The organism is Methylobacterium sp., from assembly GCF_028290105.1.
Classification (GTDB): Bacteria; Pseudomonadota; Alphaproteobacteria; order Rhizobiales; family Beijerinckiaceae; genus Methylobacterium.
Genome location: NZ_JAQGKL010000150.1, coordinates 1 through 26,146, shown reverse-complemented (window position 1 = coordinate 26,146; position 26,146 = coordinate 1). Strand labels below are relative to the sequence as shown.

General features: G+C 68.6%; 26 protein-coding genes and 2 pseudogenes. 18 read left to right on the top strand and 10 right to left on the bottom strand.

The window, feature by feature from the left end; genetic code table 11:
• Positions 1 to 290, bottom strand: a pseudogene (locus tag JWQ05_RS10890) (heat-shock protein); the annotation flags it as partial.
• Between the two features lie 301 nt (positions 291 to 591).
• Between JWQ05_RS10890 and JWQ05_RS10885 the strand changes: the two are divergent.
• The gene (locus JWQ05_RS10885; RefSeq protein ID WP_299658464.1) at positions 592 to 930 is read left to right on the top strand and encodes an XRE family transcriptional regulator; all 339 of its coding nucleotides are present in this window, start codon (positions 592 to 594) and stop codon (positions 928 to 930) included.
• Positions 931 to 965: 35 nt separating this feature from the next.
• Here the strand turns inward: JWQ05_RS10885 and JWQ05_RS10880 are convergent, their stop codons facing one another.
• Complete coding sequence (locus tag JWQ05_RS10880; RefSeq protein ID WP_299658463.1) at positions 966 to 2,189, bottom strand: NAD(P)/FAD-dependent oxidoreductase; 1,224 nt, start codon at positions 2,187 to 2,189, stop codon at positions 966 to 968.
• Complete coding sequence (locus JWQ05_RS10875) at positions 2,186 to 3,142, bottom strand: LysR family transcriptional regulator (RefSeq protein ID WP_299658462.1); 957 nt, start codon at positions 3,140 to 3,142, stop codon at positions 2,186 to 2,188. Before JWQ05_RS10875 ends, JWQ05_RS10880 begins: the two co-directional genes overlap by 4 nt.
• Positions 3,143 to 3,362: 220 nt before the next feature.
• Here JWQ05_RS10875 and JWQ05_RS10870 point away from each other — a divergent pair, with 220 nt between their 5' ends.
• The 8 genes from JWQ05_RS10870 (at position 3,363) to JWQ05_RS10835 (ending at position 10,027) form a co-directional block, all read left to right on the top strand.
• Complete coding sequence (locus JWQ05_RS10870) at positions 3,363 to 4,424, top strand: class 1 fructose-bisphosphatase (RefSeq protein ID WP_299658461.1); 1,062 nt, start codon at positions 3,363 to 3,365, stop codon at positions 4,422 to 4,424.
• 26 nt (positions 4,425 to 4,450) lie between these two features.
• Complete coding sequence (locus JWQ05_RS10865; RefSeq protein ID WP_299658460.1) at positions 4,451 to 5,311, top strand: phosphoribulokinase; 861 nt, start codon at positions 4,451 to 4,453, stop codon at positions 5,309 to 5,311.
• 33 nt (positions 5,312 to 5,344) lie between these two features.
• Entirely contained in the window at positions 5,345 to 6,031 is a 687-nt protein-coding gene (gene rpe, locus JWQ05_RS10860) for a ribulose-phosphate 3-epimerase (protein ID WP_299658459.1), read from the top strand.
• Complete coding sequence (locus tag JWQ05_RS10855) at positions 6,025 to 6,777, top strand: HAD-IA family hydrolase (RefSeq protein ID WP_299658458.1); 753 nt, start codon at positions 6,025 to 6,027, stop codon at positions 6,775 to 6,777. Before rpe ends, JWQ05_RS10855 begins: the two co-directional genes overlap by 7 nt.
• Before the next feature lie 423 nt (positions 6,778 to 7,200).
• Positions 7,201 to 7,947 carry a YebC/PmpR family DNA-binding transcriptional regulator gene (locus JWQ05_RS10850; protein ID WP_299658457.1) on the top strand — a complete coding sequence of 249 codons (747 nt, stop codon included), beginning with the start codon at positions 7,201 to 7,203 and terminating at the stop codon, positions 7,945 to 7,947.
• A gap of 148 nt (positions 7,948 to 8,095) precedes the next feature.
• Positions 8,096 to 8,416, top strand: coding sequence for a multidrug efflux SMR transporter (locus tag JWQ05_RS10845; RefSeq protein ID WP_299658456.1), 321 nt, complete (start codon positions 8,096 to 8,098; stop codon positions 8,414 to 8,416).
• A 124-nt stretch (positions 8,417 to 8,540) separates the two neighbouring features.
• On the top strand, positions 8,541 to 9,107 hold the full coding sequence (gene ruvC, locus JWQ05_RS10840; RefSeq protein WP_299658455.1) for a crossover junction endodeoxyribonuclease RuvC: 567 nt from the start codon (positions 8,541 to 8,543) through the stop codon (positions 9,105 to 9,107).
• 167 nt (positions 9,108 to 9,274) lie between these two features.
• Positions 9,275 to 10,027, top strand: a complete 753-nt coding sequence (locus JWQ05_RS10835; protein ID WP_299658454.1) for a hypothetical protein — start codon at positions 9,275 to 9,277, stop codon at positions 10,025 to 10,027.
• On the opposite strand, the gene JWQ05_RS10830 is transcribed toward JWQ05_RS10835, so the two are convergent.
• On the bottom strand, positions 10,011 to 10,634 hold the full coding sequence (locus tag JWQ05_RS10830; protein WP_299658453.1) for a YceI family protein: 624 nt from the start codon (positions 10,632 to 10,634) through the stop codon (positions 10,011 to 10,013). The two genes, JWQ05_RS10835 and JWQ05_RS10830, sit on opposite strands and share 17 nt — an antisense overlap.
• A gap of 183 nt (positions 10,635 to 10,817) precedes the next feature.
• Here JWQ05_RS10830 and ruvA point away from each other — a divergent pair, with 183 nt between their 5' ends.
• From ruvA to bfr, 3 genes are all read left to right on the top strand, one after another.
• Positions 10,818 to 11,435: a Holliday junction branch migration protein RuvA gene (ruvA, locus tag JWQ05_RS10825; protein ID WP_299658452.1), complete on the top strand. Its 618-nt coding sequence runs from the start codon at positions 10,818 to 10,820 to the stop codon at positions 11,433 to 11,435.
• A gap of 259 nt (positions 11,436 to 11,694) precedes the next feature.
• Positions 11,695 to 11,952 (top strand): bacterioferritin-associated ferredoxin, encoded by a 258-nt coding sequence (locus tag JWQ05_RS10820; RefSeq protein ID WP_299658451.1) that lies wholly within the window; start codon positions 11,695 to 11,697, stop codon positions 11,950 to 11,952.
• A 62-nt stretch (positions 11,953 to 12,014) separates the two neighbouring features.
• Positions 12,015 to 12,512 carry a bacterioferritin gene (gene bfr, locus JWQ05_RS10815; RefSeq protein WP_299658450.1) on the top strand — a complete coding sequence of 166 codons (498 nt, stop codon included), beginning with the start codon at positions 12,015 to 12,017 and terminating at the stop codon, positions 12,510 to 12,512.
• 43 nt (positions 12,513 to 12,555) lie between these two features.
• On the opposite strand, the gene JWQ05_RS10810 is transcribed toward bfr, so the two are convergent.
• Positions 12,556 to 13,140 (bottom strand): Uma2 family endonuclease, encoded by a 585-nt coding sequence (locus JWQ05_RS10810; RefSeq protein ID WP_299658449.1) that lies wholly within the window; start codon positions 13,138 to 13,140, stop codon positions 12,556 to 12,558.
• A gap of 125 nt (positions 13,141 to 13,265) precedes the next feature.
• Here JWQ05_RS10810 and ruvB point away from each other — a divergent pair, with 125 nt between their 5' ends.
• Positions 13,266 to 14,354 carry a Holliday junction branch migration DNA helicase RuvB gene (ruvB, locus tag JWQ05_RS10805; RefSeq protein ID WP_299658448.1) on the top strand — a complete coding sequence of 363 codons (1,089 nt, stop codon included), beginning with the start codon at positions 13,266 to 13,268 and terminating at the stop codon, positions 14,352 to 14,354.
• Between the two features lie 45 nt (positions 14,355 to 14,399).
• Here the strand turns inward: ruvB and JWQ05_RS10800 are convergent, their stop codons facing one another.
• Positions 14,400 to 17,150 (bottom strand): EAL domain-containing protein, encoded by a 2,751-nt coding sequence (locus JWQ05_RS10800; RefSeq protein ID WP_299658447.1) that lies wholly within the window; start codon positions 17,148 to 17,150, stop codon positions 14,400 to 14,402.
• A gap of 410 nt (positions 17,151 to 17,560) precedes the next feature.
• Here JWQ05_RS10800 and ybgC point away from each other — a divergent pair, with 410 nt between their 5' ends.
• Positions 17,561 to 18,004, top strand: a complete 444-nt coding sequence (gene ybgC / locus JWQ05_RS10795) for a tol-pal system-associated acyl-CoA thioesterase (RefSeq protein WP_299658446.1) — start codon at positions 17,561 to 17,563, stop codon at positions 18,002 to 18,004.
• 151 nt (positions 18,005 to 18,155) lie between these two features.
• On the opposite strand, the pseudogene JWQ05_RS10790 reads toward ybgC, so the two are convergent.
• Positions 18,156 to 18,269: pseudogene (locus tag JWQ05_RS10790) on the bottom strand (methyl-accepting chemotaxis protein); the annotation flags it as partial.
• Between the two features lie 1,134 nt (positions 18,270 to 19,403).
• Here JWQ05_RS10790 and tolQ point away from each other — a divergent pair.
• From tolQ to tolB, 4 genes are all read left to right on the top strand, one after another.
• A complete protein-coding gene (gene tolQ, locus JWQ05_RS10785; RefSeq protein ID WP_299658445.1) occupies positions 19,404 to 20,120 on the top strand; it encodes a protein TolQ in 717 nt (238 codons plus the stop codon).
• A gap of 28 nt (positions 20,121 to 20,148) precedes the next feature.
• Complete coding sequence (locus tag JWQ05_RS10780; RefSeq protein ID WP_299658444.1) at positions 20,149 to 20,592, top strand: biopolymer transporter ExbD; 444 nt, start codon at positions 20,149 to 20,151, stop codon at positions 20,590 to 20,592.
• 12 nt (positions 20,593 to 20,604) lie between these two features.
• The gene (tolA, locus tag JWQ05_RS10775; RefSeq protein ID WP_299658443.1) at positions 20,605 to 22,041 is read left to right on the top strand and encodes a cell envelope integrity protein TolA; all 1,437 of its coding nucleotides are present in this window, start codon (positions 20,605 to 20,607) and stop codon (positions 22,039 to 22,041) included.
• Between the two features lie 123 nt (positions 22,042 to 22,164).
• Positions 22,165 to 23,499, top strand: coding sequence for a Tol-Pal system beta propeller repeat protein TolB (gene tolB / locus JWQ05_RS10770; protein WP_299658465.1), 1,335 nt, complete (start codon positions 22,165 to 22,167; stop codon positions 23,497 to 23,499).
• Between the two features lie 78 nt (positions 23,500 to 23,577).
• Here tolB and JWQ05_RS10765 read toward each other — a convergent pair whose 3' ends face one another.
• The 3 genes from JWQ05_RS10765 to JWQ05_RS10755 form a co-directional block, all read right to left on the bottom strand.
• Positions 23,578 to 24,810 carry an MFS transporter gene (locus JWQ05_RS10765; protein ID WP_299658442.1) on the bottom strand — a complete coding sequence of 411 codons (1,233 nt, stop codon included), beginning with the start codon at positions 24,808 to 24,810 and terminating at the stop codon, positions 23,578 to 23,580.
• A gap of 46 nt (positions 24,811 to 24,856) precedes the next feature.
• The gene (locus tag JWQ05_RS10760; protein WP_299658441.1) at positions 24,857 to 25,492 is read right to left on the bottom strand and encodes a redoxin domain-containing protein; all 636 of its coding nucleotides are present in this window, start codon (positions 25,490 to 25,492) and stop codon (positions 24,857 to 24,859) included.
• Between the two features lie 3 nt (positions 25,493 to 25,495).
• Positions 25,496 to 26,146: thioredoxin family protein (locus JWQ05_RS10755; RefSeq protein WP_299658440.1), on the bottom strand; the 651-nt coding region annotated here is incomplete at its 5' end.

Here is a 26,146-nt window from a genome sequence, read left to right as displayed (position 1 = left end):
GTGTTGCAGCCGCCGTAGCCGCGGGCGCGATACTGCTTGTCGACCATGAAGCTCGGACGGTCGCTGCCGCCGAACGGCTTGCCGTTCAGGCTGACGGCGGTCCAGGTCGCGTCGAGCGGGAAGATCTTTTCCTGGGCCTTGGCGGCCGGAACGTACTGCTTCTTCTCCGGCTTCTCGCGGGCGTCGCGGCCGAAACCGGTGACGTTGTTTCCCATCTGCGCGGTCGCGATCGTGCTCGTCGCTCCGGCCACGAGGGCGCCGGCTACCACGGCGATTCGGAACGCTCTCATCGTCTGGCTCCCCTTCAAGATCTGGACTTCCACCGACCGCGCGTCGGGTCGAACGTCGCACGCGGCCGTCCCAGATGATGGGACCGGCGCAGCGGGCGCGCGAAACGCACCGATCGGACCGTGCGTTCCGCCCAATCCGATAAGATTCCAGCACAAATATGGTCAAGACGGCGAGGGCCACGATTGCGCCGGATGCTTGACCGATCCCCGGTAAACCGCGCTGCGGCGACCGGGTTTTCGTTGAACGATCCCGCCGCCGTCCCGTTGTCGGCCTGAACACGGTCAACGAGGGAGACGAACGGTGGCAGGATCGGATGAAGGGGCACAGAGCGGCCTGCAGGCCGGTGGCCTTGGCCCTAACACCATCAGCGCCGCGCAGTCGCGGGCGGCCCGGGCCCTCCTGAACTGGTCCGAGGCAGACCTCGCCGGCAAGCTCGGCCTCGGCGAAGGCTTCGTGCGGGATTTCGAGTCCGGCGGACACGAGGTGCCCTCCGGCCAGATCGAGGCGCTGCGCAGCACCCTGATGGCGCATGGTGTGGTCTTCAGCGACGCTGGCGGCTCCGCCGGTGTCCGGCTGAGCGGGCAGGGCCAGGGCGAGGGGACGCGCGTGGATGCCCTCAACACGGAAAACGATCGCTGATCACGCCTGCGCGATCGAGGGCAGCATTCCCGCGCTCAGGCGCCTTTGGCGAGCGCCTTCAGGTCATGGCCGGGATCGGCGGCATCCTGCGGCGAGAGGGGCAGTCCGAGACCGAGGATGCGGCGCGCGGCCATGTGATCGGCCGGCCGGTCGACCGTTTCGACCGCGGCCAAGTGGCCGTCGCGATAACGGAAGACCGAGAGGCCGGTCGACTGGGGGCGGACCACGCTGGTGTCCCCGGAGCGTGTCAGGCCGGCGATCTGCAGCTTGTGCGGGCCCTGGTCGCTCCAGAACCACGGCACGGCCGCGTAAGCCGAGGGGCGGCCGGTGAGGCGCGCGGCGAGGCAGCGGCCCTGATCCACCGCGTTCTGGACCGATTCGATGCGCACCGCCTCGCCCTCCGCGAAACGGCTCGGCACCCGGGCGCAATCGCCCAGCGCCGAGATCGTCGGGTCGGAGGTGGAAAGGAACGCATCCGTGTGGATGCCGTCGCCGACCGTGAGTCCGGCGGCTTCGGCGAGTTCCTGGTTTGCCACCACGCCGATGCCGATCAGAATCAGATCGGCCGCGACGACCGATCCATCGCCGAGACGAACCGCCGCCGCCCGCCCCGCATCCCCCTCGATCGCCCGGACCCCGGACCCGAAGGCGAAGCGGATTCCGGCGTCCGTGTGGGCTCGTGTGAAAAAGTCTGCGGTGTCCGCCGAGACGGCCCGCGCCATCGGCCGCTCGGCTGCCTCGATCACCGTCACGGGGATGCCGCGCCCGGCGCAGATCCCGGCGAATTCGAGCCCGATGAACCCGGCCCCCACGATGGCGATGGCCCGCGCCCCGTTGAGCGCTGCCTTGAGGGCGTCCGCATCGGCCAGCGCCCGCAACTGATGCACGCCGGCGAGATCGGCGCCCGGGACCGCAAGTGCCCGGTTGCGCGCCCCGGTGGCGAGGACGAGGTGGTCGTAAGCGAGGTCGGTCCCGTCGCTGAGGTGCAGGTGGCGCGTCTCCCGGACGATCGCCGTCGCGGTGACGTGCGCGCGATGAGCGATGCCGTGCTCGGCGAAGTAGGAGGCCGGGCGCAGGCTCAGGCCCATCGCGTCGGTCTTGCCCGCGAGATAGGCCTTCGACAGGGGCGGGCGCTGATAGGGCAGGCCCTCGTCGCCCACCAGGGTGACCGGCTCGGCAAACCCCGCCTCGCGCAAGGACACCGCGACCTGAAGACCGGCTTGTCCGGCGCCGACGATGACGATTCCGGGCGCGCTCATGCCTCGAACTCCGCCGTGACGGGCGAGGGATTGGGCGAGAGCCGCATCTGCGGCAGCCAGCGCCCGCCGTCCTTGGCGACGTAGTCCCAGAACGCGGCCGCCGCCGGCCCCAGTACCTTGTCGGCGCGCCGGACCGCGTACCAGTCGCGCCGGATCGGCAGACCCTGCACGTCGAGGATGACGAGGCGGCCGCTCTCGAGTTCCGCCGCCACCGTGTGAGCGGAGATGAGGGCGATGCCGAGGCCCGCCATCACCGCCTGCTTGATCGTCTCGTTCGAGCCGGAATCGATCCCGAGCCGCGCCCGCTTGATCATGATTCCGGCCATGAACTCCTCGAACACCGTCCGGGTGCCGGATCCCTCCTCGCGCACCAGGAAGGATTCCTGGGCGAGGTCCGCCCGCGTCAGCCCGGTCCGGCCGGCGAAGGGATGGTTCGGGGCGGCGATGATGACGATCGGGTGCGGGCCGAAGATCTCCGCCTCGATGGCGAAGTCGCGCGGCGGACGGCCCATGATGGCGAAATCGATCTCGTAGTTGCGCAGCGCCTCGACCATGTGGCCGCGATTGCCGACCGTGAGGTTGATCTCCACCGCAGGATGCAGCCCGACGAAGCCGGCGATCACGCCCGGCGCGAAGTACTTGGCCGTCGAGACCACGCCCATCGCGACGCGCCCACCGCTGCCGCCCTTCAGGGTTTCCAGGCGGTCGGCGCAGGTTTCCAGCACCGTGTTGATGCTGTTGATCGCCCAGAGCATCTCGCGCCCGGCATCCGTGGGTTTCAGGCCGGTGGGCGTCCGGTCGAACAGCATCAGGCCCGCCTCCTCCTCCAACTGGCGGATGCGGGCGTAGAGGGCGGCCGAGGTGACGTTGAGCTCCTGCGCGGCCCGCGTCATCGTGCCGAGACGAGCGACCGCGGCGACGGCCTGGAGTTGCTTGAGAGACAGGTTGCGCATGAGCCGGTTTTAGTTTTTTTGGAATGGCTCGCAAGTTTTTTCAGAATTCTTTCGGTGATACGATGGGGCTCGCCGAGGGTCCGATACGCCCATGCCCCTGGTGCCGCTGGGCGCTCTCGTGCCAAGGGGCAGGATGCACAGGCGGTCCGCTGCGACGAAGGGTCGACCGGGACCGCCCGACGAGACGTTGAAGCCAAGCGTTGTAGAAGGACGGACATTCATGTCGACGGTGTCTTTGGAGTTCGGGACCACCCTCGCGGAGTGCCTCGCGCAGGCGGTCGCCGCCGATGCGCGGCTTGCCGACGCGGCGGCGGTGATCGCGGCCTGCGCCGAGGCGGCCGTCGACGTCAGCGAGGTCATCGGACAGGGCATGCTCGGCGGCGCGGACCTCGCCGCCACCGGCGGGAACAACAGCGACGGCGACGTCCAGAAGGCCCTCGACGTGCTGGCCCACGAGCGCTTCACGCAGGCCCTGCGCGGCGCGCCCGTGGCCTTCGTGGCCTCCGAAGAGGCCGAGGGCATGATGCAGCTCAACCCCGGCGCGCCGCTGGCGGTCGCGATCGATCCCCTCGACGGCTCGTCGAACATCGGCGTCAACATGGCGGTGGGCTCGATCTTCGGCATCCGCCCGGTGGTCGCCGGCGAGGCCGATTCCATCGCCTCCTTCACCACGCCGGGTTCCGAGCAGATCGCCGCCGGCTTCGTCACTTACGGGCCGGCGACCTCCCTGGTGGTCACGTTGGGCCAAGGCACGCAGATCTACACCCTCGACCGGGCGGCGCGGACCTTCCGCCTGACCCATCCGCGCATCGAGGTCGTCGCGGCGGCCAAGGAATACGCCATCAACGCCTCGAATGCCCGGCACTGGGACGGCCCGGTCAAGGCTTACGTGGAGGATTGCCTGCGCGGCTCGGACGGGCCGCTGGACAAGGACTTCAACATGCGCTGGCTCGGCTCGCTGGTCGCCGACGCGCAGCGCGTGCTCCTGCGCGGCGGCGTGTTCCTGTATCCCGGGGACAACCGCAAGGGCTACGCCCAGGGGCGCCTGCGTCTCCTGTACGAGGCCGCGCCCATCGCCATGCTGATGGAACAGGCGGGTGCCGGCGCCATCGACGGCGAGCGCCGCATCCTCGACATCAGCGCGACCGGCATTCACGAGCGCGTGCCCCTGATCTTCGGATCGGTGGACGAGGTCACCTGCGTCGCCAAGTATTATGGCGGCCGGAACGCCGCCGCCGGCCGCTCGCCCCTGTTCGGGCAGCGCGGCCTGATGCGCAGCTAGCGCCGCCCGAGACGGCACGCACACCCATGTCGGCGCGTCATCCCATCATCTCGGTCACCGGCTCCTCGGGGGCGGGGACCACGTCGGTCCGCAACACTTTCGAGCAGATCTTCCGCCGTGAGGACGTGAGCGCCGTCTACATCGAGGGCGACGCCTTCCATGCCTACGATCGCGAGACCATGCGGCGGAAGATGGTGGAGGAGCCCAACCTCAGCCACTTCGCCCCGCGCGCCAACCTCCTGCCCGAACTGGAGGAGGTGTTTCGGACCTACGGCGAGTCGGGGGGCGGGCGGACGCGCCACTACGCGCACGACGCGGCGGACGCGGCCCATTACGGCACCGAACCCGGGACCTTCACCCCCTGGGAGGCGTTCGCGCCGGGCTCCGACCTCCTGTTCTACGAGGGGCTGCACGGCTGCGTCGTGGACGACAACGTCGACATGGCCCGCTACGCGGACCTCAAGATCGGCGTGGTGCCGGTGATCAACCTCGAATGGATCCAGAAGCTGCACCGGGACCGCTCGTTCCGGGGCTACTCGACGGACGCCGTCACCGACGTGATCCTGCGGCGGATGCCCGACTACGTGCAGACCATATGCCCGCAATTCACCTGGACCGACATCAACTTCCAGCGCGTGCCCACGGTCGACACCTCGAACCCGTTCATCGCCCGGTGGATTCCCACCGCCGACGAGTCGCTGGTGGTGATCCGCTTCAAGGACCCGAAGGGGATCGACTTCTCCTACCTGATCTCGATGATCCAGGGCTCGTTCATGAGCCGGGCCAATTCCATCGTGATCCCGGGCGGCAAGCTCGATCTCGCCATGCAGCTCATCCTGACGCCGATCATCATGCAACTCGTGGAACGCAAGCGCCGTATGGCGTGAGGCGGTGACGACGTGCGCAGAAGGACCCAGACCATGAACGGCCCGATCATCTCGCCCTCGATCCTGTCGGCGGATTTCGCCAAGCTCGGCGAGGAGGTTCGGGCCGTGTCGGAGGCCGGGGCCGACTGGATCCACCTCGACGTGATGGACGGGCACTTCGTGCCGAACATCACCTTCGGTCCGGCGGTGATCAAGGCGCTGCGTCCCCACTCGGCCAAGCACTTCGACGTGCACCTGATGATCGCGCCGGCGGACCCCTACCTCGCGGCCTTCGCGGAGGCCGGCGCGGATACGATCTCGGTGCATGTCGAGGCGGGCCCGCACATCCACCGCTCGCTCCAGGCGATCCGGAATCTCGGCAAGCGCGCCGGCATCGCGCTGAACCCGGGCACGCCCGCCAGCGCCGTCGAGCCGCTCCTCGACCTGGTCGACCTCGTCCTGGTGATGACGGTGAATCCGGGCTTCGGTGGCCAGAGCTTCATCCCCTCGACCCTGGAGACGATTGCCCGCATCCGGGCGATGTGCGCCGGGCGGGAGATCGACATCGAGGTCGACGGTGGGATCGACCCGGAGACCGTAATCCTGGCCGCGCGGGCCGGTGCCAACGCCTTCGTGGCGGGCAACGCCGTGTTCAAGGGCGGTCCGGCGGGCTATTCGGAGCGGATCGCGGCGATCCGCGCTGGCGCCGCATCGATGGGAGGCGGCCCCCTTTCATGCTGAGGGCGCTGATCTTCGACGTCGACGGGACGCTCGCCGAGACCGAGGACCTGCACAGGCAGGCCTTCAACGGCGCCTTCGCGGATCTGGGCCTCGCCTGGTCGTGGTCGCCGGCGCGCTATGCCGACCTCCTCACGGTGATGGGCGGCAAGGAGCGCCTGCGCCACTACGTCGAGACCGAGCATGCCGACGAGGTCGAGGCGCTGCGCCCGCGCATGGGCGAGATCCACGATCTCAAGACGCGCCTCTACGGCGACCTCGTGGAGGGCGGCAGCCTCAGACTTCGGCCGGGCGTCGCGCGGCTGATCGCGGAGGCGCGCGCGGCGGGCCTGAAACTCGCGGTGGCCAGCACCACGAGCCGCCCCAACGTCGACACCCTGCTGCGGATCAACTTTCCGCAGGGCGACGTCCCCTTCGACGTCATCGCCTGCGGCGACGAGGCGGCACGCAAGAAGCCCGCGCCCGATGTGTTCGACCTTGCGCTCCGGCGCCTCGGCGTCGCGCCCTCCGAGGCTGTCGCCTTCGAGGATTCCGCCGCCGGCATCCGCTCGGCCCTGGATGCCGGCCTGCCGGTGGTCGCCACCCGCAGCCGCTACACTGAGAGCCACCGTCTCGACGGCGCCTTCTCGGCCGTGTCCGACCTCGGCGAACCCGGTGCGCCGCACCGGCACCTGTCCGGCCATGTCTGGCCGGAGGGCCTCGTCTCGCTCGCCGCACTGCGCGCCTGGCACGCGCGCGTCACCGCCTGAGGCGCTGGGCTTCAGCGTGGCGGCTGCCGGCGCGTTTCGGTGCGCCCCTGCGCCCGCGTGGGAAACAGCATCGTGCCGGCCGCCACCCCGAGCAATCCGGCCAGCCCCAGCCTGAGCCAGCGCGACTCGGCCGTCGCCGGCTCGCGTACCGGCGCCGGGCGATCAACTTCAGCGCTGGCGGCTCGGGTGTCGGGCTGGACCCGGAGGGCGGTTCGGCTCGTCATCGCCCCACGATAGCGTCTGCGCGCGAGATAGCCACCGGGAAGGCCAACGACGCGCGGCTCACGCTGCGGCGCAGCGTTGTCATCGGCGCGAGGTGCGGCCTATAAGCCGGCCAACCTCGTCCTTCCGGCATCGCCGACGCGCCGCTCCGGCATGGTGGCCCTCGCGATCCGGCCTCGTTCTTACCTTCAAGGTCACGCCATGGCCGGCCATTCCCAGTTCAAGAACATCATGCATCGCAAGGGCCGCGTCGACGCGGTCCGCTCGAAGCTGTTCGGCAAGCTCGCCCGCGAAATCACCGTCGCGGCCAAGCTCGGGCTGCCGGACCCGGCGATGAACGCGCGCCTGCGCGCAGCCATCATCGCGGCCCGCGCCGAGAACGTGCCCAAGGACAACATCGAGCGGGCGATCAAGAAGGCCTCGAGCGCCGATGCCGAGACCTACGACGAGATCCGCTACGAGGGGTATGGCCCGGGTGGCGCCGCGCTGATCGTCGAGGCGCAGACCGACAACCGCAACCGCACGGCCTCCGACGTGCGCTCGGCCTTCACCAAGTCGGGCGGAAGCCTCGCCGAGACGGGCGCCGTCTCCTTCATGTTCGACCATGTCGGCGTGGTGGAGTTCGACGCCAAGGTGGCGGATGCCGACACCATGCTGGAGGCCGCCATCGAGGCGGGCGCCGACGACGTGCGTTCGGACGAGAACGGCCACGAGGTCACCTGCGCCCAGGACGCCTACGGCGAGGTCTCGAAGGCCCTGGAGGCGCGCTTCGGCGAGCCGCGCCGCACGGCCCTGGTTTGGAAGGCTCAGAACACCATCGAGGTCGACGACGAGACCGGCGAGAAGCTGCTCCGCCTCGTGGAGGTGATCGAGGATCAGGACGACGTCCAGAACGTCTTCGTGAACTTTGCCTTGTCCGACGCGCTGATGGAGAAGCTTCAGGGCTGAGTCGCCTTCGTAGGCGAAGGCCGGCACCAAGGCCCTCGCCGGACGCGTGAGACAACCGGACGATCGGTACAATCCCTTGCGAGGCCACGTCCTCCCCTCTCCAAGGGGTTCAAGTCCGGGACGGCCCGGCCCTTTCGGGAGGGCGGCCTTGGCTTGGTTCTATCTCGTCACCGCGGGCGTTCTCGAAGTCGTCTGGGCCTTCGCGATGAAGCAGTCGGACGGCTTCACGCGCCCCTGGCCGACGGTGATCATGGCCGTCACCATGGTCGGAAGTGTCGCCCTCCTGGCGCTCGCGATGCGTGACCTCCCGCTCGGCACCGCCTACACGATCTGGACGGGAATCGGCGCCGTCGGTGCGTTCGTGATCGGGATCGTGGTGCTTGGGGAGCAGGCGAGTGCTGCCCGCCTCGTCGCGGCAGCCCTGATCGTCTCGGGCCTCGTCATGATGAAGCTGTCGAGCAGTCACTGAGGAACGCGATCGGGGTCTTGCCGCGACCTCGCCTTGGCATAACCTTCCGTTCACGGTATGTCCCTAACGCTGAGATCGGCGTGGTGCCCGCGCCCGGAGCCGTCCGATCCATGAGCCTGTCCGCATGAACGCCCCCGTCCGCATCCTCGGCATCGATCCCGGTCTGCGGCGCACGGGCTGGGGCGTGGTCACCGCCACGGGCACGAAGCTCGCCTATGTCGATTGCGGCGTCGTCACCTCCGACGGGGACCTGCCCTTGGCGCTTCGCCTGCGCGAACTCTACGAGGGCATCACCCGGATCGTCGAGGCGTTCCAGCCGGACGAGGTCTCGGTGGAGGAGACCTTCGTCAACAAGGACGCGCAGGCGACGCTGAAGCTCGGTCACGCCCGCGCGGTGGCGCTGCTCGTACCGGCACTGGCCGGCATGCCGGTGTTCGAATACTCGGCCAACCTCATCAAGAAGACGGTGACGGGCTCCGGGCACGCCGAGAAGGTGCAGATCCAGGCCATGGTGAAGTTCCTGCTGCCGACGGCCACGTTCAAGGTCGCGGACGCGGCGGATGCCCTCGCCATCGCGATCGCCCACAACAGCCACCGGGGCACGCATGCCCTGAAGCGCACGCACGCCCCGGTGCCCGGCATGAGCGCACTCGCCGCGTCGCGGATCGCGGCCGCCCTGGCGCGCGGCTGAGAGGGTCTGACAAAAGGACGTCGCCGACAAAGGACCTCGCCGACGAGTGACGTCGGCGCGAGGGCACGCGGAGCCGTTCGCACTGGACTCGGTGTCCGTAGGCGTGCTGTTCCTCGGCGCCCTGGGATGTGGACGGAGGCAAGGGCTGGATGGCACAGGACCGGCCCATGGGCCCGAAGCTGCCCGTGTCGGACACGATGCGGAACGCGCTGGCCGCCGCGCGCTGGGCCTGCGGTGACCTCGGCTCCGCCACCACGCTCGCCTGCCTCGTCGTACTCGCCAAGGAGGCGCTGCACACGGTTTTGATCGATCCAACGAAGCCTGTCCGCTTCCAGCAGGACGTCTTCCTCGTCGATCTCGCCTGTACGATCCTGCTCGCCCCCTACTGGATGGCGATGTTCCGCCGGATCCTCGGCGCCGGTGGCAGCCTGCCCGAGATCGTGATGGGACGCGCCGGACCGTTCCAGGCCTTCCTGGCCGTGGAATTGTTCTGGCTTCTGGTCGATGGCGTGCTCGATCGGTCGCTCTCCGCTGGCGGGACCGGTCAGGTCCGCATGGTCGCGGGGTTCCTGGCCGGACTCGGGATCCTCGTCCTGCAGGTCTGGATGAGCCTTCTCCTGCCGGCGCTGGCCGTCGGCGCCCCCGATGCCACACTGCGCGGTGTCCTCGCCCTGACGCGCGGGTCCGCCGGACGGCTGGGCTTGATCCTCGTCGGTACCATCCTGCCGCCGGGCCTCCTCGCCCGGATGCTCAGCGCCCCGGAGCGCGCGGGCGCCGAGGTGCCCCCGGTCGTAGTCGCGCTCCGGGTCATCGCTTCGGGGCTCATCGAGATGGCGCTGCTGGTCGTCGTGACGGCGCTGCTCGCGGAGATCTACCGCCGCCTGCGCGCGCCGGTGGACGGCCTCACTCGACGGCCTTGAACTCGCCCTCGAGCCGCAGGGTGACCTCGTCGCCGAGCACCGGAAGGAAGGCGCTGATGCCGAAATCGGAGCGCTTGATCACCGCCCGGCCATCGAAGCCCACGGTGTAGGCCTTGCTGACCGGATTGATCCCCGCCTGGTTGAAGGTCGCGTCGAAGCCCACCGCCTTCGTCACGCCCTTCAGAGTCAGGTCGCCGTTGACCCGGGCCGTGGTCGGGCTCGTCGGCTCGATGCCGGTGGCCGTGAAGGTCGCCTTCGGGAATTTAGCGGTGTCGAAGAAGTCCGGCGTCTTGAGATTCTGGTTCAGCTTGTCGTTCAGGCCGTTGACGCTGTCGGTGCCGATCGTGACCGTGAGGCGGGATTTCACCGGTTCCTTCGGATCGAGCACCGCCTCGGCGCTCACATCCGTGATCTGCCCGTAATAGGTGGAGTAGCCGAGATGGCTCACCGACCAGGTGATCTTGCCGTGCGCGGGATCGAGCACGTAGGCGCCGGCCCGGACTTGCGTCGGATCGTTGGTGGGACCGGCGGGGGCTGGTGTCTCGGCGGCGAGCGACCCGGCATGCAGCGTCAGGGCGAGGCAGAGGGGCAGCGCGATGGGGCGCATCGGGTCGGTCATCCGTGGTGGGCAGGACAGGATGTCCCCTTGATTCCACGAACGCCCGGCCGCCTCAAGGCGCCTGCTCGGTGGGGCGAGGCGAGCGCGTGACAGGTTGGCCGGTCCTGGCACATGGCGCTCGCGCGATCGGCCTTGTAGGCAGGCCTCGACGGCAGGCGGGACGGTGGTGCGATGATCGGCAAGCTCAAGGGCGTGGTGGATTCCTACGGCGAGGATTTCGTGATCCTCGACGTGCAGGGCGTCGGCTACGTCGTCCATTGCTCCGCCCGCACGCTCCAGCGCCTGCCCGGCATCGGCGAGGCGGCGGATCTCGCCATCGAGACCCATGTCCGGGAGGACATGATCCGCCTGTACGGCTTCCGTTCGGACGCCGAGCGCGAGTGGTTCCGCCTGCTCCAGACCGTTCAGGGAGTGGGCAGCAAGGTGGCGCTGGGACTGCTCTCGGTGCTCGAACCCTCGGCGCTCGCCTCCGCCATCGCCATGGGTGACAAGGGAGCGGTCGCCCGCGCACCCGGCGTCGGCCCGCGCCTCGCCGCCCGGCTCGTGGCGGAACTCAAGGACAAGGCCCCCGCCTTCGCGTCGATCGACCCAGCGGTGATCGCCCTATCGGGTGCGGTGGAGAGCCGCACGGCGCCGCAGCCCGTTGCCGACGCGATCTCGGCCCTTGTCAATCTCGGCTACGCCCCGGTCCAGGCCTCGGCCGCCATCGCCGAAGCGCTGAAAGGGGCCGAAGAGGGAGCCGAGGCCAAGACCCTGATCCGTCTCGGCCTGCGCGAACTCGCGCGCTGAAAGGCCCCGACACCTCGTGGGCGATCGAATTGTGCCCTTGATCCGTCGGGCGGCCGTTGCCAGATCGGGAAGAGGCGGCTAACCTGCTGATAACAAAGCAGATTTAAACAGTTCTAAACTAATGTCCAAACCGGTGTGCGGGCTCGGCTTTCGAGCCTCGGCATCATCTCCCGCCTCAGATTCGACGAAGTGACCGGGTGAAAAATCCGCCCGGTGGCCTCATCCCTACGGCACAGCCCCGCACGCATCACGGTCCCGTATGATCGTCTGTTCCTGCAACGTCCTGTCCGACCGCGCCGTCCGCGCCTGCCTGCATCGCGGCCCGGATTGCCCGCGCACGCCCGCGCAGGTCCAAGCCTGTCTCGGCTGCAGTCCGAAATGCGGGCGCTGCGCCCGTACCATCCGCTCCATCCTGCAAAATGCGATCGAGGAGGCCGCGCATGCGTGCACGGCGACTTGCGCGAGCACCTGTAGTTTGGTCAAGGTCCAACCTACGGAGGAGGGGATCGCCGCCTGAGCGCCCGGCCTGGGTGCTGATGCTCCCCTTCGGCTGGACATGCCTCAAGGGAGATTGGGCGGATGAAGGGTGATGCAAAGGTCGTCGAGTACCTCAATCGGGGACTGCGCAGCGAGCTCACGGCGGTCAGCCAGTACTGGCTCCATTTCCGCATGCTCAACGATTGGGGCTACATCGACCTTGCCAAGTTCTGGCGCAAGGAATCCATCGAAGAGATGCAGCATGCGGATCGCTTCGTCGACCGGATCCTGTTCCTCGACGGCTTTCCGAACCTGCAGGAACTCGATCCCCTGCGGATCGGCCAGAACGTCCAGGAAATCATCGATTGCGATCTCGCCGCCGAGACCGAGGCACGCGCTCTCTATCTCGAAGCCGCCAAATACTGCGATTCGATCAACGACCGCGTGTCGAAGCGCCTGTTCGAGGATCTGGCCGAGGACGAGGAAGGCCACATCGACTTTCTCGAGACGCAGCTGGAACTGATCTCACAGATCGGTCTGCCGCTCTACGCCCAGCGCCACATCGGCGGCCTGGAGCCGATCGCGCCGGAAGCCGAGTGATCTGACGGCAATCCCGCGGCGCCTCATGCGTCGCGGCATCCCTTCAGGACTCGAACACGCCCCAATAGACTTCACTCAAGGGGAGTGACGCCTGGATCGAGAAGAGTTCGAGTGCCGTGTCGATGCCCTCGACGACTCGAAAGCCACTCCAGACCCCATCAACGCGATCATAGATCTCAAGGTGCGGTCGATCTCGTGCCACGAGAACGTAGTGCTGCAAGGCCGGCAGCTGCTGGTAGATCCGCCACTTCTCCAAGCGATCGCGCGCTTCTGTTCCGGGTGAAAGCACCTCGATAAGCACCGTGGGATTATCGACCGAGGTGGCTCCCGCTTCTATTCCGCCGCAGACGACAAGAACGTCGGGCAACAGCGCCGCGTCGAGCGGGCGGCTTTTCAGATAGAACGTCTCGGCGAACGTCTGGCAGGACGAGCCTTTCGCACGGAAGCCCTGATGCAGGTGGCTTGCGATATTTTGGACGATCCGTCCGTGTTCCCAGCGCGCACCGACCATCATCCGGACGACCCGGCCACCGATCAATTCCCAGCGTTCGTTGCGGGGCTTGTCGGCCAGCAATTCCTCGAAGTCGTCGAAATCCATCATTTCGAAGTCGGCGGAGGCCTTGCCCATCGCGAGCGTCCTTGGCGGCCACCCGCCGCTGCCCCGTGAATGTAGCGCGATCCCTCCCGTTGTGCGACATCGGCCATGAGAACAGATGATGGACGCGGCCCCGTCGGGCCCCACCGAGAGCCCGTGTGAGCAAGCCGCCGAAATCGCCGCGATCGCCGACCCTGCATCCGCTTCCGGAATCGCTCCTGACCCCGGAGCGCCGGGAGGACGACCTGGAGCAGTCGATTCGCCCGCTGAACCTGTCCGAGTTCATCGGGCAGCGGGCGGCGCGCGCCAACATGAGCATCTTCATCGAATCGGCCAAGAAGACCGGCTCGGCCCTCGACCACGTGCTGTTCGTGGGGCCCCCGGGCCTCGGCAAGACCACGCTGGCGCAGATCGTGGCGCGTGAGCTTGGTGTGAACTTCCGCTCGACCTCCGGCCCGGTCATCGCCAAGGCGGGGGATCTCGCCGCGCAACTCACCAATCTCGAAGAGCGCGACGTGCTCTTCATCGACGAGATCCACCGCCTCAACCCGGCGGTGGAGGAGATCCTCTATCCGGCGATGGAGGATTACCAGCTCGACCTCATCATCGGCGAGGGGCCGGCGGCGCGCTCTGTGAAGATCGAGCTGCCGAAGTTCACGCTGGTCGGCGCCACCACCCGCGCGGGCCTGCTGACGACGCCCTTGCGCGACCGCTTCGGGATCCCGATCCGACTCGAATTCTACGACGTCGACGAGCTCGAACTCATCGTCAGCCGCGGTGCCCGGGTGCTGGGCCTGGGCATGTCTCCGGAAGGCGCCAACGAGATCGCCAAGCGCGCGCGCGGTACGCCCCGCATCGCCGGGCGCCTGCTGCGCCGGGTGCGCGACTTCGCCATCGTGGCCGATGCCCCCACCGTGACCCGCGCCATCGCCGACCGCGCTCTGCTCCTCCTCGACGTGGACCCCGCCGGCCTCGACGTGATGGACCGCAAGTATCTCACGATGATCGCGAAATCCTTCAGCGGCGGACCCGTCGGGATCGAGACGATCGCTGCCGCCCTGTCTGAGCCGCGCGACGCCATCGAGGACATCATCGAGCCGTTCCTGATCCAGAAGGGTTTCGTCCAGCGCACCCCGCGCGGGCGCATGCTCACGCCCCACGCCTTCCGCCACATGGGTTTTCCCGAACCCCGGCGCGAGCCGACCGGGCAGTTCGGCCTGTTCAACGGCGGCGAGCCGGAGACCTGAACGGCCGGAGATGTCGGTCGTGCCCGCGTCGTGCCGGAGCGCCGATCAGGCCGCGTCCCGTCGGCGCCGCCCGTCCGCGTCGATACGCGGGGCGGCAAAGGTTCGGCACGCGAGGAGGTTCGTGAGATCCGAGAGGGGCAGGGGACGGCTGAAGAGGAAGCCCTGCAACTCGTCGCAGCCCTCGGCCTCCAGGATGGCGGCCTGCTCGGGCGTCTCGACGCCTTCGGCGACGACGCCCATGTTGCACGCCTTGCCCAGGCCCACCATCGCCCGCACGAGGGCGACGCTTCCCGCCTCGCGCCCCAGGGTGCGCACGAAGCACTGATCGATCTTGAGCTTGTCGAAGGGGAAGCGGCGCAGGTAGCTGACGCTCGAATAGCCCGTGCCGAAATCGTCCATCGCGATACGGAGGCCGAGGGCGTGCAGGCGGTGCAGGATCCGGAACGTCTCCGCGTTGTCCTGGAGGAGGACGGATTCGGTGATCTCGAGTTCGAGGCGGGTCGCCGCGAGCCCGGATTCGGAGAGGGCCTGCGTCACCTCGTCGACGAGATCGCCGCGCACGAACTGTACGGAGGAGAGATTGACGGCGACCTTGAGGGAGGCCGGCCAGGCGGCCGCGTCGCGGCAGGCCCGCGCCAGGACCCAGGCGCCGATCGGCCGGATCAGTCCCATCTCCTCGGCCAGCGGGATGAAGGTCGCGGGGCTGATCAGGCCCTGCTCGGGGTGACGCCAGCGCAGCAGCGCCTCGAAGCCGTTGAGAGTCCGGGTCCGCGCCGAGACGAGGGGTTGGTAATGCAGCTCGAATTGCCCGCCGGCGAGAGCGCGGCGCAACTCGGTTCCGAGGTGGTGACGGCGCTGGATCTCCGTATCCATGTCGGCCTCGAAGAAGCGCCAGGTGCCCCGGCCCGCCGCCTTGGCCTGGTACAGGGCCACATCGGCGCGACGCAGAATGGTGTCACATTTCACGTCGGCGGCATCGACGATCGCGATACCGATGCTGGTCCCGACGATGATTTCCTGATCCTGAAGGACGAACGGGGCCTGCAGCATCGCGACGATGCGGGTCGCGAGATCCGCGGCGTCCGATGCCGTGGCGATCCCGGCCTGCACGATGGCGAATTCATCGCCCCCGAGCCGCGCGACGAAGTCAGTCGCGCGCAGGCAATCCCGCAGGCGCTGGGCAGCGAGGCACAGCAGGGCATCGCCGACGGGATGTCCGAGGGTGTCGTTGACGAGCTTGAAGCCGTCGAGGTCGAGGTAGAGCACCGCCGTCAGCGTGCCCGATGCCCGCTTGGCGAGCACGCCCTCCATGTGCTCCCGCAGGAAGCCCCGGTTGGGGAGGCCGGTCAGCGCGTCGTGGCGGGCCATCCGGATGATTTGCGCCTCGCTCCGTCGCTGCTCGCTGATGTCCTCGTGGGTGCATTGCCAGCCGCCGCCGCGAATCGGCACGTGCTTGACGGCGATGGCGCGCCCGTCCGCGAGGTCCCAGGTGAACGCGGCGGAGGTCTCGGAGGCGCGAGCGGCGTCCGGCCAGGGCGGGCTCCGATCGCCGTTCCTGGCCGCGAGATGGGACCGGATCGCCGCCAGGGTCGTGCCGGGCTGGCGCAGATCGGGCGGCACGGCGTGGAGTTCGACGTAGCGTGCGTTCATGACGATCAGCCGGTCGTCCGCGTCGAACAGGCAGAGGCCCTGGTCCATGTTGTCGAGGGCGACGCCGAAGCGCGCGTACTGAGTCCGCAGGTCGCGCTCGCTGCGCGCCCGTTCCTCGGCGCGCAGCAGCATCACCTTGCCGCGCGTCTGGCGAAAACCGAGGACGAGGAGACCGACGAGGCCGAGGTCGAGCAGCGCCGCCGCCGCGCCGAGGGCCAGGGCCTGGCGCCGCCAGGGCGCGAGGGCCGCGGCCGTGGTCCGGCTGACGCTCAGGATCGCCGGATAGTTCGACAGGGCGCGCGCGGCCACGACCCGGTCCTGGGCGTCGATGGGGCTGACGGTGCGGGTGACGCCGCCGAAGCTGTTCTTGAGGGCGATCAGGGAGGCGCCGGCGGTGGCAAAGCCGCGCCCGACCGAGCCCTCGCGGTGCGGATGCCGGACCAGCAGCACGCCATCGGTCCGGAACATCGAGATGACGTAGTCGGGCTGCGGTGCGATCTGACCGTAGAGATTGGCGAAGTATTGCAGTTCCACCGCGCCGAGCACGAGCCCGAGGAAACGTCCGTCGGGCGCGGAAATCTTGCGCGCGATGTAGAGCGTCCAGGTGCCGTTCCCGCGGTTCTGGACCGGCTCGCTGATGAAACGCTGCAGGGACGGGTTTGCGGCCAGGGCCTGGAAGTAGGCGCGGTCGGCGATGTTGACGTCGGGGATCGGCCAGAACCGCGTGAAGTTGCGCAGCGTGCCGGTGTGGTCGACGACCGTGACGGCATTGACCTGGGGCAGGGCGGCCGTCCGTGCCTTGAGCGAGTCGTGCATGGCGTGCGTCGCCAAATGGGCGCTGAACGCTTCCGGGGTCGTGATATCGGCCACCCGGATTTCGTCGATGATCGAATCCTGCACCACTTCGATGGCCTGGAGGGCGCGGTCGGCCTGATCCGCCAGCACGGTGGTGAGGCTGGTGAGGTTCTGCTCGGTATCGGCGACGGCCCGGTCGTGCAGATCCAGGATGAACAGGGCCGCGCCTCCGGCGATCGCCAGGGCGAGGAGCCCGCCTGCGAGCGCAAGCAGGAGAAAGGAGCCGGCGTAAAGGTGTCTCGTCCGTTCGATCAGGCGTGCCAATCGCCGCCGAACGTTGGCCTGAAGCATGAGTCTATCCTGAGCCGCCACGCCTCGTGCAAACGCCAAGCCGGAAATCTTCGACGTATTTTCGCCGGTAGACCGATTCCTATCCGCAGGACTTCGAATCCTGTCACCAGAAGCCCGCATCCAGTCGAAACGATTCCAAGTCCTGTGATGAACGGGAGAACGGATTAATTTTCCGTCCGTCATGCGATCACCTGGGCGCGCCCCTCGGCTTGCGATGAGCGAGGCCGAGGCCCGCCGCAGCCCGGCTCGGCGTTACGCCTCATCCGGAATCTGCTAGAGCCCCCAGTGGCTAAGCCGGCCGGACCTGGACCCGTGCTCCGGGCGTGCCCGGCGCTCGCAGGCCGAAATCCGGCTGACGACAGCTCTGCCTGATCCCGCCGCCGCCGATCACGAATCCGGGAGACCCGACCTTGATCCAGACCGAACCCGGCGTTCACGCCCTGCAGGTGCGCGTCTACTACGAGGACACCGATTTTTCCGGGTTCGTCTACCACGCCAGCTACCTGCGTTTCATGGAGCGGGGACGCACGGAATTGCTGCGCGGGCTGGCCGGCGACCAGTCGGACCTGCACCGCGACGCGGCCGGCCTGCATTTCGTCGTGCGCCGCATGGTGATCGACTACGCCAAGCCCGCACGCATGGACGATCTTCTGGAGGTCCGAACCTGGACCGCCGCGATGAAGGGCGCCTCGATGCACCTCGCCCAGGAGGTCCGGCGCGGCGATACGGTGCTGGTGAAGGCCGAGGTGGTCGTCGCCTGCGTCCGCGAGGGACGTGCGATCCGCCTGCCGGACACCCTGCGCGCCGCCCTGATGCCCGGCGATGCGGCGTCCGAGACGGCGCATCGGCCCTGAGGGACCAACGCGACGGGTGTCGGGCCTGCACCCGGTACGTCCCGGCGCAAACCGACCTCCAGATCTTGCGGACCTCGACGAGGAAGAGCCTCACAGCAGCCGCCACCGCCTCGATCTCGCGATCGAGGGCCGCCGTGGCCCGCAGCATGCTCAGCGCAGAATTCGCCGATACCGCGAAGCCCCGACCGGCGGGGCCGGCCCGGGCCGCGTCGATGGTGGCGTTCAGGGCGAGCAGGTTGGTCTGGCTCGCGATCTGGCCGATCATCCCGATGACTGGCCGATGTGGTTCGAGTTCTCGCTGAGCGTCCGGACGCTGGCGATCGCCTGCCGGGCTTCCTCGACCGCCTCCCCGGTGACCGCGCGCGCGATTCACCTGCTGTGTGATCTCGTGCTGTGTGATCTCGGCACTGGCGGCGTTCAGTACCTCCACCGCCTGCGCGCCGGCCCGGATGTTGCCCGAGGTGCCACCGGCTCCGGTGGAAACGGTGGCGGAGGCCTGCGAGGTCTCGACCGTCTTGCCCAGGACCTGATGCGTCGAGTCGCGCATCGTACCGGTCGCGTTGCCGGCGGCGTCGAGGGCAGTCTGGATCGAGGCATCGAAGGCCGGGATCGCATCGGTGAACGGGGTCACGTCCGCCCAGGACAAGACCGCCGCAAGGGAGGTGCCGCCCGACATCACCGCCGAGACAGGCAGGTCGAGGGTCTTGGTGCCGAGGCGGATCTTGGTGCGCCAGGGCAGGCGCGCGGGATCGGCGACGTTGCCGCGCTGGTGATGCGGGCTCTTGTGGAACACGTCCATCGAAGTCCCGACCATGCGGTCGGGGTCGATTCCGCGCGGCAAGTCTTCGCGCAGGCCGTGCATCGTCTCGATGCTGCGACGGTTGGCACAGGTGACGTTCGCGGTGGCCGGATCGAGGACAAGGACGTTGACCGGAAGCGCGTTGATCACCGCGTCAAGGTCGGTTTCGGACGCGGTGTCGCGATCCTCAACGGGAGGACGACGCAACGTGCCAAGCAAGGAAGCCCGGGATTTCATGTCGATAGTCTTGACTTTATCAAAAATAATCGGGCCTTATCCTTCGAGAATGATGGTTGACGCTTAAATAAATGTTAAATCTGAATTGAGCGAAAACCGTTCATCGGCAAGGTCGGATGCGATCGACGGCTTCGGATCGCTGGATTTCCGGGAAGACGGGCGAGGCGGGTCAAGGGATTGTTAACCCTGCTGCGCGCTTAACTGCGTCCGGGGTGGCCGGGTGCGGTGCACAAGCCCGCCTCATACTTTCGACAGATTCGCGGGCCATTGAACCTTGAAATCGCACAAGGTTCCGGTTGAAGCGCGAGGGCCGGGCCACCGGTTCGGCGACAGCCCCGTGCTGGGTTTTTGAAGGATCATGTCATGAACCCAGCCGATGCCATGCAGGCCATGCCGGCCCCCGACATGACGCTGCTCGGTCTGTTTCTGCAGGCGCATTTCGTCGTCAAGGTCGTGATGCTCGGGCTGATCGGCGCCTCGGTCTGGTGCTGGTCGATCATCGTCGACAAGACCCTGCTGTTCCGGCGCACCAAGGCCGAGATGGATGCCTTCGAGGAGGCGTTCTGGTCTGGCCGTTCGCTGGAGGAACTCTACCGTTCGTTCAACGATCGTCCGGCCGTCGGCCAGGGCGCTCTGTTCGTCGCCGCCATGCGGGAGTGGAAGCGCTCCTTCGAGGGCTCGGGCCGGCAGATCCAGAGCCTGTCCCAGCGCATCGACAAGGTGCTCGACGTGACGATCCAGCGCGAGGTCGAGCGCCTCGAATCCCGCCTGCTCTTTCTCGCCTCCATCGGTTCGGCTGGTCCGTATATCGGCCTGTTCGGCACGGTCTGGGGCATCATGACGGCCTTCACCTCGATCGCGGCCTCCAAGAACACCTCTCTCGCCGTGGTGGCGCCCGGCATCGCGGAAGCCCTCTTTGCCACCGCCATCGGCCTGTTCGCCGCGATTCCCGCCGTGCTTGCCTACAACAAGCTGCAGGCCACCGTCTCCAAGCAGCAGTCGCGGCTCGAGGGCTTCGCGGACGAGTTCTCGGCCATTCTTTCCCGCCAGATCGACGAGCGCCTGTCGCTCGTCGCCTGACCCTTTAAGCGAAGACCGAGGGACGATCATGGGCATGGCCCACGGAGCGGCAAAGGGTGGCGGACGGCGGCGTCGCGGCCGTCGCCAGGGTGCCATCAACGAGATCAACATGACGCCGTTCATCGACGTCGTCCTCGTGCTGCTCATCGTCTTCATGGTGGCCGCCCCGATGATGACGGTGGGCGTGCCCCTGGACCTGCCGCAATCGAAGGCGGGCCCGCTCAATTCCGACACCAAGCCGGTGACGCTCTCGATCCGCCAGTCGGGCCAGGTCTTCCTCGGTGAGAGCGAACTCTCCGACGAGAGCATCGTGCCGAAACTGACCGAGACCGCGAAATCCGGATTCGAGGAGCGCGTCTTCGTGCGCGGCGACAAGCGGGTCGATTACGGCCGCGTCGCCCAGGTGATGGCGATCGTGACCGGGGGCGGCTTCAAGAAGGTCGCCCTGGTCACCGAGCCCGACCAGAAGTAGCGGGCGCGGACGGTGCGGATTCCCTTCAGGCGCAACGAACCCGGTGTCTGGGTCTCGGCCGCGACGCATGTCGGCCTGCTGACGGTCGCCTTGCTCTCGGTGGCCGCCCCGGCGCTGCCCGACGCGCAGGAGGGCGTGCCCGTCGAGGTGATGACCGAGCAGCAATATTCGGAGCTGACCAAGGGCGAGCGCAACGCCGACGCGCCGCAGCCCAACGCCAAGCCGCGCGCGGACCGGCTCGCCGAGAAGATCGAGGAGCGCGAGCCCGAGAACGCCAAGGTCGATGCTCCGGCGCCTCCGAAGCGTCCCGCCGACATGAAGGTGGCGAGCGCCGAGGAGATGCCTCTGCGCTCCAGCGAGCCCGACCCGAACGAGGCCGCCGAAGCCGCCAAGGCCGCAGCCGAAGCCGCGAAGGCCGCCAAGGCGGAAGCGGCCGAGAAGGCGGCCAAGGCCGAGGCCGCCAAAGCCGCCAAGGCGGAAGCCGCCGAGAAGGCCGCCGAAGCCAAGGCTGCCGCGGCTGCTGAAGCCAAAGCCGCGGCAGCTGCCGAAGCCAAAACCGCCGCCGCGAAGGCCAAGGCGGAAGCCGTCAAGCGCGAGCAGCTCGCCGAACTCATCGAGAAGCAGGAAGCCGAGGCGGAGGCCAAGGCCGAGGCTGCCAAAGCTGAAGCGGCCAAGGCGGAGGCGAAGGCCGCCGCGACCCGCAAGGCGAATGCGGACGCCAAGGCCAAGGCGGATGCCGAAGCCAAGGCCGAGAAGGACGCGGAGGCCAAGGCCAAGGCTCTGGCGGACGCCAAGGCCAAGGCTCTCGTGGAGGCTAAGGCGGAGGCGGAGCGCCAGAAGGAACTCGCGGAAGCCAAGGCCGATGCGGAGGCCGAGGCGAAAGCCAAGGCAGAGGCCGCCGCCAAGGCCAGGGCCGACGCGGCCGCCAAGGCGAAGGCCAAGGCGATGGCGGATGCCAGGGCGAAGGCCGATGCGGAGGCCAAGGCCAAGAAGCAGGCCGAACTCGCCGACAAGTTCAACGCGGGCGACATCCACTCCCTGCTCGCCTCGAAGGCGCCGTCGCAATCCACCGGCGCCACCGGGCGCGAGGTGCAGCGCACGGCCTCGCTGGGAGCGGCCACCGGCAATGCCCAGCGCCTGTCGCCCTCCCTGCGCGACGCGCTGGTGGGCATGCTGCAGCAGCAGATCGAGCGCTGCTACGTGGCCCCCCCGGGGGCGACGCAAGGGGTGGTGCTGCCGATGCTCGACATCCGCCTGAACCCGGACGGCACGCTCACCACCGAGCCCCGGATCATGCGCGGTGGCGCCAACGCGGTGGACCGCTCCATCGCCGAGGCGGCACAGCGCGCGGTGCGCCGCTGCGCGCCCTACAAGATCCCGGCCCAGTACGCGCCCTATTACAACGACTGGAAGGCCATCAACGCGGAGTTCGAGTTCTCTCGGGTCTGACGCGATGGACCGACGGTGCGACGGCAGGCCGGGTCACGGCCGGTCGGTGATCGCGGAAGCTGGGGCGGGTCTCCGGCCCCTTCCGCCTCGCGCCGCATGCCCCTCAACGATCATGGAATGACCATGTCCCACAATTCCTCGCCGAAATTTGTCTTCCCGCGCCTGACGTCGCTCATCGCCGTCCTGGCGCTTGTCCTGTTCGGCCTCAGCCCGGCGCGGGCGCAGCTCAACCTGCGCATCGGCGGCGGGTCGTTCCAGCCGATGCCGGTCGCGGTCACGGACTTTTCGGGCGACCCGAGCCTCGGGCTCCTCGTTTCCAGCGTGGTGACGAACAACCTGCGCCGGTCGGGCTACTTCACCCCCGTCGAGAAGGCGAAGTTCCCGGAAAGCCCCGGCTTCGACGCGGTGCCGGGCTTCGACAAGTGGAAGGCCGCCGGCGTGCAGGCGCTGATCACCGGCCGCGTCGCGCGCGATGCCGCCGGCAAGCTCAAGGTCGAGTTTCGGCTCTGGGACGTCACCTCGGGCCAGCAGATGACGGGTCAGCAATACGGAACCGACCCGGCCAACGCCCGGCGCACCGGCCATCTGATTTCGGATGCGGTCTACACCAAGATCACCGGCCTCGGGCCCTGGTTCGACAGCCGCATCGCCTTCGTGGACGAGTCGGGCTCCAAGGAGAACCGGCGCAAGCGCCTGATGGTGATGGACCAGGACGGTGCCAACGTGCGCGCGCTCACCAACGGCGAGAATGCCGTGGTCGCGCCGCGCTACTCGCCGGCCACCCAGGACATCGCCTTCATGACCCAGACCACGGGCCAGCAGCCGCGCATCCAGGTCATCAACCTCGAGACCGGCGGGCGCCAGGCGCTGGGCAAGGCCGATTCGATGAGCACCAGCCCGCGCTTCTCGCCGGACGGCCGGCGCTTGGTGATGAGCGTGCAGCAGGGCGGCAACGCCGACATCGTCATCATGGACCTCGCCTCGAAGGCGCAGACACCGATCACCAACGGCAACGCCATCGACACCTCGCCGACCTTCTCGCCGGACGGCAGCCAGATCGTGTTCGAATCCGATCGCGGCGGCTCGCAGCAGGTCTACGTGATGAGCGCCACGGGCGGGACCCCGACCCGCATCTCCTTCGGCGAGGGCTCGGCCTCCCAGCCGGCCTGGTCGCCGCGCGGCGACCTCATCGCCTTCACGCGCCAGCGCAAAGGGGGCTTCGCGATCTGCGTGATGAAGCCCGACGGCTCCGGCGAGCGCGTGCTGACGGAGGGCTTCCACAACGAGGGCCCGACCTTCGCGCCCAACGGCCAGTACGTGCTGTTCTTCCGCGATCCGGGCGGCCAGGGCGGCGGCAAGCTCTACATGGTCGACATCACCGGTAAGGTGGAGCAGCCGGTGCCGACCCCGTCCTACGCCTCCGACCCGACCTGGTCGCCGCTGTTGTCGGGGAAGTAGGTTCCTGCGAGCGCGGCTCTGGTCTCAAGCCGCGCTCGAAACCGCCCGGCGCCTTCTTCGAACCTAAGGGGAAGATCGTCACTCCGCCGGCATCAGCCGGTCTCGCGCGCGCAGCGCCGGGAACACCCGCCCCCAGAGCGCGGCGACGAGGAGCGTCGCGAGGCCGCCCGCCACCACGGCCGGGACGGCGCCGATCAGGGCCGCGAGGGTGCCGGATTCAAATTCGCCGAGTTCGTTCGATGCGCCGATGAAGACCGAGTTCACCGCCGAGACCCGGCCGCGCATGGCGTCCGGGGTCTCGCCCTGGACGAAGGTCTGGCGCACGAAGACGCTGATCATGTCGGCCGCCCCGGTGACGAACAGGCAGGCCATGGAAAGCGGCAGCGAGGTCGAGAGGCCGAAGCCCACCGTGGCGAGGCCGAACACCCCCACCGCCTGGAGCATGCGCCGGCCGGCCTGGCGTTGGAGCGGCCAATAGGCTAGCGCGATGGCGGTCAGCACGGCGCCGGCCGCCGGCATGCTGCGTAGCGCCCCGAGGCCGAGCGGGCCCACATGCAGCACTTCCGCGGCGAAGATCGGCAGGAGGGCGGTGGCGCCCCCGAGCAGCACCGCCACGAGGTCTAGGCTGATGGCGCCCAGCACCACCGGATGCGTGCGGATATAGGTGAGCCCGGCCGAGAGGGTCTCCCAGGTCACCGGCGGCCGTTCGGCGACGGTGGCTGGCCGGAAGCGGATCGCCAGGAGGAGGGCGCTCGCCAGGGCGAAGCTCGCGGCGGCCGCGCCGAACACCACCGCCGGCCCGAGGGCGTAGAGGAACCCGCCCAGTGCCGGCCCGAGGATCGAGGCGCTCTGCCAGAGCGAGGCGTTCCAGGCGATGGCCGAGCCGAACAGCGCCCGGGGCACCAGGGTCGGCAGCAGGGCCTGGAGGGCGGGGTTGGCAAAGGCCCGGCCGGTGCCGATGACCACGACCAGCAGGTAGATCGGCCAGAGCGTCGTGGTGCCGGAATGCGCTGCGACCAGGAGACCGAGATCGGCCAGCGCCAGGGTGGCGTAGGCCAGGGCCGCGACGAGGCGCCGGTCGTAGGTGTCGGCCACGTGGCCCGTCACCAGGGCCGAGAGCATGGCGGGTAGGAAGCTCGCGAGCCCGACGAGTCCCAGGGCCAGGGCCGAGCGGGTGAGGTCGTAGACGAACCAGCCCACCGCCACCGCCTGCATCTGGAAGGCGAGGCCGGTGAGGAAGCGCGCCGTGCCGAAGAGGCGAAAATCGCCGTTGCGGAAGACGGTCCAGCGCGGCGCGGAAGCAGAGGTCATCGGGGCGTGCCGGAGGGTGCGGTGTCGCGGTGTCAGCTGAGCGGGATCACGAGGCGTACTTGACCGAACAGCCATAGGGCTTGGCGCTGCGCACCGAGACCGGCTTGCCGGCCGCGAGTTCGGTGAGCGCCGAATCGACGAGGTTTTTCGCGGTCTTCAGGTCGGCGGGCTCCGCCGAGGGCTTGTCGTCGATGCCGCCCTGGTAGGCGAGGGTGCCATTGGGCGTGATGACGAACATGTGCGGCGTGGTCCTGGCGTCGTAGGCGCGGCCGAGACTGCCCGCCGGGTCCAGCAGCACGGCGGTGGGGGCAGCCCCGCGAACCTGCGTCAGGCGATTGGCTTCCGGCCCGTCCACCGCGCCCTGCTCGCCGGGGGCGGAGGAGATGACGCTGAGCCAGACCACGCCCCGGCCAGTCCATTTCGCCTGCAGGGCCTGCATGGCGTGCGCCCCGTAATGCTTCATCACGAAGGGGCAGTCGTGGTTGGTCCATTCGAGGACCACGGTCTTGCCCGCATAATCCGAGAGCCGCACCGTCCGGCCGTTGGAATCCTGGGCGCTGAAGGCGGGGGCGGGCTGGCCCACCTGCGGGCCGGCGGCGAGCGCGGCGCCGGCGAGGATCACCGTAGAGAGGCTTGCTGCAGCGAGGCTTGCAGCGAGGAGGAACCGGCGGGTCTGGGGCATCGTCTATCGCTCCGGAGTCAGGGCGGCGCTGCGGTCGCTGGCGGCGAGGGGGACCACGCTCAAGGCGTCGAGCACGAGGCCGGGGGTGAGGATCTGCGGCAGCACGGCGGGCTCGCCGGCGCCCGCGTAGAGCAGGTAGAGCGGCACGCCATTGCGGCCGTGCCGCTCCAGCAGCCGGGTGATCTCCGGGTTCTGGTTGGTCCAATCGCCCTTGAGGTAGGTGATGCCGCGCGCCTTGAGGGCCGCCTGCACCGCCTCGGAGCGTAGTGCCGCGCGCTCGTTGACCTGACAGGTGATGCACCAGGCCGCCGTCATGTTGAGGAAGACCGGCTTGCCCTGCGCCAGGAGAGCATCGAGGCGGGCCTGGCTGAAGCCATTTTGGGCCGCCTGCGCCGTGGCGGTCTCGGCCCGGTCCCGGTCCAGCCCGAGGGTGAGGATTACCAGCGCCGCGAGGGCCGCGATGGCGCTCCCGCGCGCGATCCAGGCGCCGACGGGGCCTGCGCCATGCGCGCGCTCCCAGGCCCAGGCGGAAAATCCCACCAGGACGAGGCCGATCAGGGCGGCGAGCAGGCCCGCCGAGCCGACCTGCTGCGACAGGACCCAGACCAGCCAAGCCACCGTGGCGTAGATTGGGAAGGCGAGTGCGCCCTTCAG

What these genes read in the sequence shown, in the direction of transcription:
- JWQ05_RS10880 (WP_299658463.1), bottom strand. Translation starts at nt 2,189, where the DNA reads ATGAGCGCGCCCGGAATCGTCATCGTCGGCGCCGGACAAGCCGGTCTT.
- JWQ05_RS10875 (WP_299658462.1), bottom strand. Translation starts at nt 3,142, where the DNA reads ATGCGCAACCTGTCTCTCAAGCAACTCCAGGCCGTCGCCGCGGTCGCT.
- JWQ05_RS10870 (WP_299658461.1), top strand. Translation starts at nt 3,363, where the DNA reads ATGTCGACGGTGTCTTTGGAGTTCGGGACCACCCTCGCGGAGTGCCTC.
- JWQ05_RS10865 (WP_299658460.1), top strand. Translation starts at nt 4,451, where the DNA reads ATGTCGGCGCGTCATCCCATCATCTCGGTCACCGGCTCCTCGGGGGCG.
- rpe (WP_299658459.1), top strand. Translation starts at nt 5,345, where the DNA reads ATGAACGGCCCGATCATCTCGCCCTCGATCCTGTCGGCGGATTTCGCC.
- JWQ05_RS10855 (WP_299658458.1), top strand. Translation starts at nt 6,025, where the DNA reads ATGCTGAGGGCGCTGATCTTCGACGTCGACGGGACGCTCGCCGAGACC.
- JWQ05_RS10850 (WP_299658457.1), top strand. Translation starts at nt 7,201, where the DNA reads ATGGCCGGCCATTCCCAGTTCAAGAACATCATGCATCGCAAGGGCCGC.
- ruvC (WP_299658455.1), top strand. Translation starts at nt 8,541, where the DNA reads ATGAACGCCCCCGTCCGCATCCTCGGCATCGATCCCGGTCTGCGGCGC.
- JWQ05_RS10835 (WP_299658454.1), top strand. Translation starts at nt 9,275, where the DNA reads ATGGGCCCGAAGCTGCCCGTGTCGGACACGATGCGGAACGCGCTGGCC.
- JWQ05_RS10830 (WP_299658453.1), bottom strand. Translation starts at nt 10,634, where the DNA reads ATGCGCCCCATCGCGCTGCCCCTCTGCCTCGCCCTGACGCTGCATGCC.
- ruvA (WP_299658452.1), top strand. Translation starts at nt 10,818, where the DNA reads ATGATCGGCAAGCTCAAGGGCGTGGTGGATTCCTACGGCGAGGATTTC.
- JWQ05_RS10820 (WP_299658451.1), top strand. Translation starts at nt 11,695, where the DNA reads ATGATCGTCTGTTCCTGCAACGTCCTGTCCGACCGCGCCGTCCGCGCC.
- bfr (WP_299658450.1), top strand. Translation starts at nt 12,015, where the DNA reads ATGAAGGGTGATGCAAAGGTCGTCGAGTACCTCAATCGGGGACTGCGC.
- JWQ05_RS10810 (WP_299658449.1), bottom strand. Translation starts at nt 13,140, where the DNA reads ATGGGCAAGGCCTCCGCCGACTTCGAAATGATGGATTTCGACGACTTC.
- JWQ05_RS10800 (WP_299658447.1), bottom strand. Translation starts at nt 17,150, where the DNA reads ATGCTTCAGGCCAACGTTCGGCGGCGATTGGCACGCCTGATCGAACGG.
- tolQ (WP_299658445.1), top strand. Translation starts at nt 19,404, where the DNA reads ATGAACCCAGCCGATGCCATGCAGGCCATGCCGGCCCCCGACATGACG.
- JWQ05_RS10780 (WP_299658444.1), top strand. Translation starts at nt 20,149, where the DNA reads ATGGGCATGGCCCACGGAGCGGCAAAGGGTGGCGGACGGCGGCGTCGC.
- tolB (WP_299658465.1), top strand. Translation starts at nt 22,165, where the DNA reads ATGTCCCACAATTCCTCGCCGAAATTTGTCTTCCCGCGCCTGACGTCG.
- JWQ05_RS10765 (WP_299658442.1), bottom strand. Translation starts at nt 24,810, where the DNA reads ATGACCTCTGCTTCCGCGCCGCGCTGGACCGTCTTCCGCAACGGCGAT.
- JWQ05_RS10760 (WP_299658441.1), bottom strand. Translation starts at nt 25,492, where the DNA reads ATGCCCCAGACCCGCCGGTTCCTCCTCGCTGCAAGCCTCGCTGCAGCA.